This window comes from Caballeronia catudaia (assembly GCF_001544755.2).
In the GTDB taxonomy this organism is placed as follows: domain Bacteria; phylum Pseudomonadota; class Gammaproteobacteria; order Burkholderiales; family Burkholderiaceae; genus Caballeronia; species Caballeronia catudaia.
Map to the genome: position 1 here is coordinate 69,587 of NZ_FCOF02000027.1, position 10,613 is coordinate 80,199.

Consider the following 10,613-nt stretch of genomic DNA (forward strand, 5'->3'; position numbering starts at 1 on the left):
CGCGGACGAGCGCGCCTTCGCGAAAGAAACCCTCAGACGATGTCGGGTTCAGCGAGGCGCGTGCGGCGCGAAGGGATGTCGACGTGCTCGACGGCGGCGTCGAACTGGAGAAGCGAGGCCGCGAGCTGGCGCTGCGGTTCGCCGTCGGCGGTGGAGCAAAAACGGGGCAGGGTGTCCGGCAGTGCGGTGCCGTTCCTGAGCGCGTGCGTGTCGAGCAGACGATCGAGCTGCCGCGCAATCGCGACGCTGGTATCGACGATCTGGAGCCGCTCGCCAGCGATCTCGCGAATCGCGCGATCGAGGAAAGGGTAGTGCGTGCAGCCGAGCACGAGCGTGTCGGCGTTGGCGTCGAGCATGGGCGTGATATAGCTTTCGAGCAACGCCATCAGCGCGGGCGACGAGGTGTCGCAACGCTCGACCGCCTGAACCAGCCCGTGCCCCGCCTGACAGATGAAACGGCAGTCGCCCGCGTAACGGTCGAGCAGCGACTGGAAGCGCGCGGAACGCAGCGTCACGGCGGTCGCCAGCACGCCGACCACACGCGACTTCGACAGCGCCGCCGCCGGTTTCACGCCCGGCTCCACGCCGACGAGCGGAATCGGCAGCCGTTCGCGCACGAGCGCGATCGATTGCGCGGTCGCCGTATTGCACGCGACGACCAGCGCCTTCGCCCCTTGCCCGACGAGCCATTCCCCGATCGCCATCGTGCGGTCGACGATGAAATCGTCGTCGCGCTCGCCATAGGGTGCATGAAGGGAATCGGCGACATAGATCAGCCGCTCGCGCGGCAGCATCGCGCGCACGGCGCGCAGCACCGACAGGCCGCCCAGGCCGGAATCGAAGATTCCGACCGGCGCAGTGCTCACAGGCGCATCGACGCGAAACTCGGCGTGTCCGGACATACGCGACGCGGAATTAATCGTGGTCGCCCATCATGGTCTGCTGGTAGTTCTGGATGCCGACCTTGTCGATCAGATCCAGTTGCGTCTCCAGCCAGTCGATGTGTTCTTCGGTGTCGTGCAGAATCTTTTCGAAAATCTCGCGCGAGACGAAATCGCGCACGGACTCGCAGTACGCGATGGCTTCCTTGCAGGTCGACTGGGAAATCTGCTCGAGCTTCAGGTCGCACTCGAGAATTTCCTTCGTCTCTTCGCCGATCAGCAGCTTGTGCAGATCCTGCAGATTCGGCAGGCCGTCGAGCATGAACACGCGCTGAATCAGCCAGTCGGCGTGCTTCATCTCGCCGATCGATTCGTCGTACTCGTGCTTGTTCAGCTTTTCGAGGCCCCAGTGCTGGTACATCCGGGCGTGCAGAAAGTACTGATTGATCGCGGTCAGCTCGTTCTTCAACTGAGCGTTAAGAAATTCGATGACCTTTGCGTCGCCTTGCATGATTGTTCCTTGTTGTAACGTGGGGCACTGGAGGAAAGATAAACCGAGAGCGTGACAATGCCAAGGTTGAGTAGAAATTCTTTGTTCCAGACAAAACTGAGAATGAAAATCCTTCGCGAATGACGCCCTGGCAAAGAAAAGAGCCGGGCAGTTTGCCCGGCTCTTCGTCCTTAGCGTTATAAACGGCTATTGATCACGCATCAAGCCGTCGCGACGGGGATCTTTCCGATTTTCGCCTGCCATTCGGCGGGACCGGTCTTGTGGACCGACGTTCCGCTCGAATCGACGGCGACGGTCACCGGCATGTCCTGCACGTCGAATTCGTAGATCGCTTCCATGCCGAGGTCTTCGAACGCGAGCACCCTGGCTTCGCGGATCGCCTTCGAAACGAGATACGCCGCGCCGCCGACCGCCATCAGATAGGCCGCGTTGTGCTTCTTGATCGCCTCGATCGCGACCGGCCCGCGCTCGGCCTTGCCGATCATCGAGATGAGGCCGGTCTGCGCGAGCATCATTTCCGTGAACTTGTCCATGCGCGTGGCCGTAGTCGGGCCTGCCGGGCCAACGGCTTCGTCGCGCACCGGATCGACCGGGCCGACGTAATAGATCACGCGGTTCGTGAAATCGACCGGCAGCTTTTCGCCCTTGGCGAGCATGTCGGCGATGCGCTTGTGCGCCGCGTCGCGGCCCGTGAGCATCTTGCCCGACAAGAGCAGCGTCTGGCCCGGCTTCCACGACGCGACTTCTTCCGGCGTGAGCGTATTCAGATCGATGCGCTTGCTCGTCTCCGTATTCGGCTGCCACGTGACCTTCGGCCATGCGTCGAGCGGCGGCGCGTCGAGCTTCGCGGTGCCCGAGCCGTCGAGCGTGAAGTGCGCGTGGCGCGTCGCCGCGCAGTTCGGGATGATCGCGATGGGCTTCGACGCCGCGTGCGTCGGCGCGGCCATGATCTTCACGTCGAGCACGGTCGCGAGGCCGCCGAGACCCTGCGCGCCGATGCCGAGCGCGTTCACCTTCTCGTGCAGTTCCACGCGCAGCTCCTCGATCCAGTCCTGCGGGCCGCGCGCGATGATGTCCTGAATGTCGATCGGGTCCATCAGCGATTCCTTCGCCATGACCATCGCCTTCTCGGCCGTGCCGCCGATGCCGATGCCGAGCATGCCCGGCGGGCACCAGCCGGCGCCCATGGTCGGCACGGTCTTGAGAATCCAGTCGACGATGGAATCCGAGGGATTCAGCATCGCGAACTTCGACTTGTTCTCCGAGCCGCCGCCCTTGGCCGCGACCTGCACGTCGACCTTGTCGCCCGGCACGATCTCGTAGTGGATCACGGCCGGCGTGTTGTCCTTCGTGTTCTTGCGGCCGCCTTCGGGCGGTGAAACGATCGACGCGCGCAGCACGTTGTCCGGGTTCAGATAACCGCGGCGCACGCCTTCGTTGATCATGTCGGTGACGCTCATGGTCGCACCGTCCCATCGAACGTCCATGCCGACCTTCACGAACACCGTGACGATGCCCGTGTCCTGGCAGATCGGGCGCTTGCCTTCGGTGCACATGCGGCTGTTGGTCAGGATTTGTGCGATCGCGTCCTTCGCGGCGGGGCTCTCTTCCAGCTCGTAGGCGCGGCCGAGCGCCTGGATATAGTCGAGCGGATGGTAGTAGCTGATGTATTGCAGCGAATCGGCGATGCTCTGAATCAGGTCTTCCTGCTTGATGACGGTCATGGCGTAAGCTCAGGGGGGACGAAATTTTTTGAGTGCGTTCTGTCGGACGCTTCAGTCGAGCGCGCTTCGAGGCGCGACGGTTTCGCTATGAAAGTGCTTCGGGTGCGTGTGCGTGGTCAACCGGTCGACGAACGCCATGATGAGCGCCGAGACGAGGAACGCGACGTGGATGATGACCTGCCACAGCACGGTATGGAAGGTGTGCTGATCCGGGTTGATGAACGTTTTCAGCAAATGGATCGACGAAATGCTGATGAGCGCCATCGAGAGCTTCACCTTCAGCACGCCCGCGTTGACGTGATCGAGCCATTCGGGCTCGTCGGGATGGCCTTCCACGCCGAGCCGCGACACGAAAGTCTCATATCCGCCGACGATCACCATGATGAGCAGGTTCGAGATCATGACCACGTCGATCAGGCCGAGCACGACGAGCATGATATTGGTTTCGTCGAGCGTCATCGCGTGCGTGACGAGATGCCACACTTCCTTCAGGAACAACACGACATACACGGCTTGCGCGACGATCAGGCCCAGATAAAGCGGCACCTGCAGCCATCGGCTCATGAAGATGATTTTCGGCAGCGCTTTCATCGAGCCGGGCAGCGAGGGCGGGGCGGAAGCATGCTTGGGAGCGGACATGGGCGGCTTTTCAGTCGATGGGTCGGACCGGAGATGATGACGGGCGAATATGACGAACCAAAACGTGCGATGCGCCGGCGAATGCAGGGAGAAGCGCATTCGCGGTATCGGGAAGCCCGCTATTGTAGCGCGTCACCGCGCGTGCTTGCCGAAAGCTTTCGGAAAGCACCGATGGCATGACGAGTCAGGCCCGTATGCCCAGGAACGTTACTGCCGACGTGCAACATCGTCGCGGTGAGTAAAAAAGCATCTCTGGATAACGCGCGGGGAGTTCAGTTACGATTGTGGGGCCGCATTGCAGGAGTCGCGCCGACTTCGCGTATACCCCGTGCCGATCGGCTCTGGCACGTAAGAAGCGGGTAAGTTGACGGGCTTATCTTCAAATCACTGCAGGATGGACGCAGCAGGCGAATGTGCTGTGAAATCTTCCGCGCCGTACGGGCGCGATCATCATTATGGAGACACGGTCCGGAACGGGAACGCTGCGCGTTGTCCGCTTTCGAACCTCATAACATGCGGCGCACGCGGCCCATTCAGCGACGCGCGCGCCGCCGGATTCTGGAAACACCATCAAAGGGGTTGTCGATGTCTGCGATCGAATCGGTTCTGCATGAAAAACGCGTGTTCCCGCCGTCAGCCAAGGCATCGGCGGGTGCGGCAATCTCCGGCATGGACGCCTACAAGGCGCTCGCCGAGCAAGCCGAGCGCGATTACGAAGGTTTCTGGGCGGGCCTCGCGCGCGACACGCTTTCGTGGCACAAGCCATTCACCAAGGTGCTGGATGAATCGAAGGCGCCGTTCTACACGTGGTTCGAAGACGGCGAGCTCAACGCGTCATACAACTGTCTCGACCGTCATGTGGAAGCGGGCCGCGGCGCCGACAACGCGATCATCTTCGAAGCCGACGACGGCACCGTCACCAACGTTACCTATCAGGATCTGCTCGAACGCGTCAGCCGCCTCGCCAATGCGCTCAAGAAGCGCGGCGTGAAGAAGGGCGATCGCGTCGTGATCTATCTGCCGATGTCGGTGGAAGGCGTCGTCGCGATGCAGGCGTGCGTGCGCATCGGCGCGACGCATTCGGTCGTGTTCGGCGGCTTCTCGTCGAAGTCGCTCAATGAACGTCTCGTCGATGTCGGCGCGGTCGCGCTCATCACCGCCGACGAACAGATGCGCGGCGGCAAGGCGTTGCCGTTGAAGAGCATCGCCGACGAAGCGCTCGCGGCGGGCGGCTGCGAGAAGGTGAAGGACGTCATCGTCTACAAGCGCACGGGCGGCAAGGTGGGATGGACCGAAGGTCGCGACGCGTGGCTGCACGAGATCGTCGAGAACGAATCGGCGCAGTGCGAGCCGGAGTGGGTCGGCGCGGAGCATCCGCTTTTCATCCTCTACACGTCCGGTTCGACGGGCAAGCCGAAGGGCGTGCAGCACAGCACGGCGGGCACGCTGCTGTGGGCCGCGCAGACGATGAAGTGGACCTTCGACATGAAGCCCGGCGACATCTTCTGGTGCACGGCGGATATCGGCTGGATCACGGGGCATAGCTATATCGCGTATGGTCCGCTTGCGATCGGCGCGACGCAGGTGATGTTCGAAGGCGTGCCGACGTATCCGCACGCCGGCCGCTTCTGGGAGATGATCGACCGCCACAAGGTCACGATCTTCTACACCGCGCCGACGGCGATCCGCTCGCTCATCAAGGTCTCGGAAGCGGATGCGAAGGTGCATCCGAAGAGCTACGACCTGTCGACGCTGCGCATCCTCGGCACGGTCGGCGAGCCGATCAATCCGGAAGCGTGGATGTGGTATCACGAGAACGTCGGCCGTGGCCAGTGCCCGATCGTCGATACGTGGTGGCAAACGGAAACCGGCGGCCACATGATCACGCCGCTGCCGGGCGCGACGCCGCTCGTGCCCGGTTCGTGCACGCTGCCGCTGCCGGGCATCATGGCCGCGGTCGTCGATGAAACCGGTCAGGACGTGCCGAACGGGCAGGGCGGCATTCTCGTCGTCAAGCGTCCGTGGCCGTCGATGCTGCGCAACGTGTGGGGCGATCCGAAGCGTTACCAGACGAGCTATTTTCCGGAAGAACTCGGCGGCAAGCTGTACCTGGCGGGCGACGGCGCCGTGCGCGACAAGGAAACCGGCTACTTCACGATCATGGGCCGCATCGACGACGTGCTGAACGTCTCTGGCCACCGTCTCGGCACGATGGAGATCGAGTCGGCGCTGGTCGGGAACCCGATGGTCGCCGAGGCTGCGGTCGTTGGCCGTCCGGACGATACGACCGGGGAAGCGGTGGTCGCGTTCGTCGTGCTGAAGCGCTCGCGTCCGGAAGGCGATGAAGCGAAGCAGATCGCCACCGAACTGCGCAACTGGGTCGGCAAGGAGATCGGCCCGATCGCGAAGCCGAAGGACATTCGCTTCGGCGAGAACCTGCCGAAGACGCGTTCGGGCAAGATCATGCGGCGTCTCTTGCGCTCGCTCGCGAAGGGCGAGGAGATCACGCAGGACGTCTCCACGCTCGAAAATCCCGCGATTCTCGATCAGCTCGGCGAAGCGCGTTGATCGTGGATCGGCCGCTGCCCGATGCGCAGCGGTCGATCCGGATTGCCGATGACATGCGCTTTTGATAAAAAGCCGCATGTCCGATTCCTCCAGCCCTACGCCCGCCTCGCCACCGCCCGTATCCGCGGCGATGGCGCGCGCGCATCGACGCTACTGGCGTTTCAACGTCGCGCTGATCGCCGTGCTGATGACGATCGGCTTCATTGTCTCGTTCGGCTTGCCGCTCGTTGCGCAACGTTTCGAGCACATACGCGTGGCGGGCTTTCCGCTGCCGTTCTACTTCGGCGCGCAGGGCGCGATTCTCGTGTATATCGCGCTGATCCTCGTCTATATCGTGTTGATGCAGATCGCCGATGCGCGACTGTTGCGCGCCGCCCGGTCGGAGCGAGGCGACGCGGCATGAAGCTCACCAACCGGCTGATCCTTTCCTATACGCTCTATACCGTCGGCTTTCTGCTCTTCATCTTTCTGATGGAGCGCATCGAGCGCACGACGGGGCCGGGCACGTGGATCGGCTATGTGTTCCTGTTCGTGCCCATCGCGGTGTACGCGGTGATCGGCCTGCTGTCGCGTACATCGGATCTCGTCGAATACTACGTGGCCGGTCGACGCGTGCCGTCGGCGTTCAACGGCATGGCGACCGCGGCGGACTGGCTTTCGGCGGCGTCGTTCATCGGTCTGGCCGGTTCGATCTACGCGAGCGGCTACGACGGCCTCGCCTACGTGATGGGCTGGACGGGCGGTTACTGTCTCGTCGCGTTCCTCCTCGCGCCTTACGTGCGCAAGCTCGCGCGCTATACGATTCCCGATTTCCTCGGCACGCGCTTCTCCAGCAACCTCGTGCGCGGGCTCGCGGCGATCGCGGCGATTCTGTGCTCGTTCGTCTACCTCGTCGCGCAGATCCAGGGCATCGGGCTGATCGCGTCGCGCTTCATCGGCATCGAGTTTTCGATCGGCATCTTCTGCGGGCTCGCGGGCATCCTGGTGTGCTCGTTTCTCGGCGGCATGCGCGCGGTGACGTGGACGCAGGTCGCGCAGTACATCATCCTGATCAGCGCGATGCTGATTCCCGTCTCGATGATCGCGCATCGCGAAGGGCTCGGCTGGCTTCCGCAATTCAACTACGGGCGCGTGATGGAGCGCGTCGAAACACTGGAGCGGGCAGTGGCCGCCTCGCCCGACGAAGCGCGCGTGCGCGCCGATTACCAGCGCCAGGCCGCGCAGATTCAGACGCGCATCGAAGCGCTTCCGCAGTCGTTTCACGCCGAGCGTGCGCGCCTCGTCGCCGAGATCGCCGAGCTGCGGCGGCACAACGGGCCGCTGCGCGAGATCAACGAGCGCGAGCGGGACCTGGCGGCGTTCCCACGCGATCCCGCCGACGCGCAAGCGAAGTGGTCGCGCGAACGGGAGGCGCTGATCGAGCGCGTGGCGCCGCCCGTGCCGATGACCGACGCCTTCGCGCCTGGTTCGGCGGGCGACGAGAGTCCGCGCGTGCATCAGGTTAATTTCCTGGCGCTGCTTTTGTGTCTGTCGCTCGGCACGGCGAGCCTGCCGCACATTCTCACGCGCTACAACACGACGACGTCGGTGTCGTCGGCGCGGCGCTCGGTCGGCTGGACGCTGTTCTTCGTCGCGCTTTTCTATCTGACGGTGCCGGTGCTCGCGGTGCTCATCAAGCACGAGATATTGACGGGACTCGTCGGGCATCGCTTCGCCGATCTGCCGCAATGGGTGACGCAGTGGCGTCGCGTCGAACCGTATCTGCTCCGCATCAGCGATGTGAACGGCGACGGCATCGTGCGATGGGCCGGCATTCAGATGCAGCCGGACATGGTCGTGCTCGCGGCGCCGGAGATCGCCGGGCTGCCGTATGTTATCTCGGGCCTGATCGCGGCGGGCGCGCTGGCCGCGGCGCTGTCGACGGCGGACGGGTTGCTGCTGACGATCGCCAATGCGTTGTCGCACGATGTCTATTACTGCATGGTCGATCGCCGCGCGACGAGCCAGCGGCGCGTGACCATCTCCAAGATTCTGTTGCTCGGCGTGGCGTTGCTGGCATCGTACGTGGCGTCGCTCAATGCGGGCAATATTCTGTTTCTCGTCGGTGCGGCGTTCTCGCTCGCGGCATCGAGTCTCTTTCCGGCGCTCGTCCTCGGCGTGTTCTGGAAGCGCACGACACAGCGCGGCGTCGTTGCGGGGATGATCGCGGGGCTCGTCGTGTGCGTGTACTACATCGTCTCGACGTATCCGTTCTTCGTGCAACTGACGGGGTTCGCGGGGCCGCGCTGGTTCGGCATCGAGCCGATCAGCTCGGGCGTCTTTGGCGTGCCCGCGGGCTTTGCGGTGGCGATTGCCGTGAGCCTTTTCGACCGCAAACCAGATGCATACACGCGCGCGCTCGTCGATTACATTCGTCATCCGTAGGGGCTGGCGCAGGCGCGGGAAGTTGGTATAATCGCGGTCTTCCGGAGAGATGGATGAGTGGTTTAAGTCGCACGCCTGGAAAGCGTGTATAGGGTAAAACCTATCGGGGGTTCGAATCCCCCTCTCTCCGCCAGCAGAGCATTGCAAAGCCCCGTTAATTCAATGAGTTACGGGGCTTTCGTTTTTTCTGGGCCGTCAGGTAGCCCATCAGCGAGCGTCGCCTGCGGTTGTCTGTCGTCCTGACCATCAGCACCTGATGTTGGTGAAACGATACGGCGGATTGTTCCGCATGTGTCTAGATCGTTCTGGAAGGCTTCGCCCTTTATCGGCGCTTATAAGACAACTCCCATTCTGTGTCTCGAACCGCGTATTCGGGCGATGTATCAGGCAATCGACGCGGTTGAATTGTCTGCGTGTCCGGAGGACGGGCGCAAGGTTCCGCCCGGTGAACATGTCGCCTATGACCGGCGGCATGTCTACGGACTGGACTTGAAGGAATGGGCCAAGAAGATCGCGCCAAGCGAGCGTCCGGCTTTTCTGTTCGATGACGTTGAACGCGGCATTCATCCGGCTATCAGTACGGAAGCGTATCAGGCGTTGGAGGCGGCGCTCGCAGCGAAGACGCACAAGCTCGAACAGGCCAATGAGCGCATTCGCGAACTTGAAGGCGAGAAAGGCGCAATCGAAGCCGAGCGCAATTCTCTTCGCAATATGGTGGAGCAGATGAGTGCGCGGGCGAAGGATGAACCGCGCATAGGCGAGCGGCAGGAAACCACGTTCACGAGATTGCCGGAAAACCGCCTGCTTTGCACACGCGAACCGGGGTGAATTAGCGTAGACGGGCCGCCAAGCCTGCTTCCAGCGCAATCACGCGCCGGATGTCAGAGAATACGATAGAACCTCGCGGGTTGAATTGTACGGAAACGTTGATCTTTGTTGCGATGGAGATTTCTGCGCTAACCTTCTCCGCGATCTTCCGTTACGGTGATATACGGCTTGAGCGCTGGTTGGTGTACCGCCAGCAGCAGCAACGACGCCCCTCCTAGTTTGCGCGCAAACTCGTCATCCAGTTTTCCACCATGTTCGTCAATCGACCACGGCATAGTCATTGAGGTTGTACGCAAACGTTCGATTGCCTCACGGTCAACAGTGCAAGTTTCGATCTGATTGCTGTCCTCGTTATAAGCGATAACAACACAGCGCGGTTTTGTCTTCATCCCACGAATCTCCCTCGAAGGCAGTTTGAATATCGTTGCATAGCCCTTTCTTTGCAGACGCTCCAGTATCCTTTGTCCATCGCGGCGTAGGCACTACATTCAGCCATATCTAAATCGTATCCCAGTTCGCACTCGGCTTCTTCGGCTGGCGTGTCAACATTCCCGCGACGTTCTCGCCCTGATCTAATATGCCGCTCGGCTGATATTCGAACGGCTGCGCGTCACTGAGCAAGCTATTGCCATCACTGTCACCAGCAGCGGCGAAGCTATTGAGCATCGAATCGTCGGCGCTGTCGCCATCTGAACTCATGGCGTTGAGCGCGCTTCCGGCTACTGCTTCGACAGAGCCAAGCCAATCAAAACCGCTATCGCCATCAGCGCGCCCCGAACGACCGACCGCGCTTGGGGAGGCCGCAGCTTTGGCCGCGATTCTCGCAGGTACATACGGCGTGTCATCGACAAGGAATCCGTTTGCGTCGAGCGACACATACTTACCGTTGTGGAGCCCGTAGACGGTCGGATTCGGGTCTGGTGCCCGCTTCGGCCAGCTTTGCGGCGCATATTGCCGAGCAACCCGCCGACTACCCCGCCACTCACGGTGAATAGCAGGAATGAGATGGCCGTCGCGTACCGCATCGCGAAGGATGCG

Annotated in this window: 9 protein-coding genes, 1 tRNA gene and 1 pseudogene; 5 read left to right on the forward strand and 6 right to left on the reverse strand. The window is 62.2% G+C overall.

Annotation, left to right across the window (positions count from 1 at the left end; genetic code table 11):
- Positions 1–32: 32 nt before the first annotated feature.
- From murI to AWB75_RS24565, 4 genes are all read right to left on the reverse strand, one after another.
- Positions 33–902 carry a glutamate racemase gene (gene murI / locus AWB75_RS24550; RefSeq protein WP_061126638.1) on the reverse strand — a complete coding sequence of 290 codons (870 nt, stop codon included), beginning with the start codon at positions 900–902 and terminating at the stop codon, positions 33–35.
- Between the two features lie 13 nt (positions 903–915).
- The gene (gene bfr, locus AWB75_RS24555; RefSeq protein ID WP_061126639.1) at positions 916–1,392 is read right to left on the reverse strand and encodes a bacterioferritin; all 477 of its coding nucleotides are present in this window, start codon (positions 1,390–1,392) and stop codon (positions 916–918) included.
- Positions 1,393–1,592: 200 nt separating this feature from the next.
- Positions 1,593–3,116 (reverse strand): fumarate hydratase, encoded by a 1,524-nt coding sequence (locus tag AWB75_RS24560; RefSeq protein WP_061126640.1) that lies wholly within the window; start codon positions 3,114–3,116, stop codon positions 1,593–1,595.
- 51 nt (positions 3,117–3,167) lie between these two features.
- Positions 3,168–3,755, reverse strand: coding sequence for a TIGR00645 family protein (locus AWB75_RS24565; protein WP_061126653.1), 588 nt, complete (start codon positions 3,753–3,755; stop codon positions 3,168–3,170).
- 585 nt (positions 3,756–4,340) lie between these two features.
- Here AWB75_RS24565 and acs point away from each other — a divergent pair.
- The 5 genes from acs (at position 4,341) to AWB75_RS24590 (ending at position 9,575) form a co-directional block, all read left to right on the forward strand.
- On the forward strand, positions 4,341–6,323 hold the full coding sequence (acs, locus tag AWB75_RS24570; RefSeq protein ID WP_061126641.1) for an acetate--CoA ligase: 1,983 nt from the start codon (positions 4,341–4,343) through the stop codon (positions 6,321–6,323).
- A gap of 76 nt (positions 6,324–6,399) precedes the next feature.
- Entirely contained in the window at positions 6,400–6,726 is a 327-nt protein-coding gene (locus AWB75_RS24575) for a DUF4212 domain-containing protein (RefSeq protein WP_061126642.1), read from the forward strand.
- Positions 6,723–8,747: a sodium:solute symporter family protein gene (locus AWB75_RS24580; protein ID WP_061126643.1), complete on the forward strand. Its 2,025-nt coding sequence runs from the start codon at positions 6,723–6,725 to the stop codon at positions 8,745–8,747. The genes AWB75_RS24575 and AWB75_RS24580 overlap by 4 nt, the downstream gene beginning before the upstream one ends.
- A 43-nt stretch (positions 8,748–8,790) precedes the next feature.
- Positions 8,791–8,880: transfer RNA gene (locus AWB75_RS24585), tRNA-Ser, on the forward strand.
- Between the two features lie 245 nt (positions 8,881–9,125).
- Positions 9,126–9,575, forward strand: a complete 450-nt coding sequence (locus AWB75_RS24590) for a hypothetical protein (RefSeq protein ID WP_061126644.1) — start codon at positions 9,126–9,128, stop codon at positions 9,573–9,575.
- A 128-nt stretch (positions 9,576–9,703) separates the two neighbouring features.
- On the opposite strand, the gene AWB75_RS24595 is transcribed toward AWB75_RS24590, so the two are convergent.
- Together AWB75_RS24595 and AWB75_RS37760 are read right to left on the reverse strand one after the other, a co-directional pair.
- Positions 9,704–9,964 (reverse strand): hypothetical protein, encoded by a 261-nt coding sequence (locus tag AWB75_RS24595; RefSeq protein ID WP_061126645.1) that lies wholly within the window; start codon positions 9,962–9,964, stop codon positions 9,704–9,706.
- Positions 9,965–10,073: 109 nt separating this feature from the next.
- Positions 10,074–10,613: pseudogene (locus tag AWB75_RS37760) on the reverse strand (hypothetical protein); the annotation flags it as partial.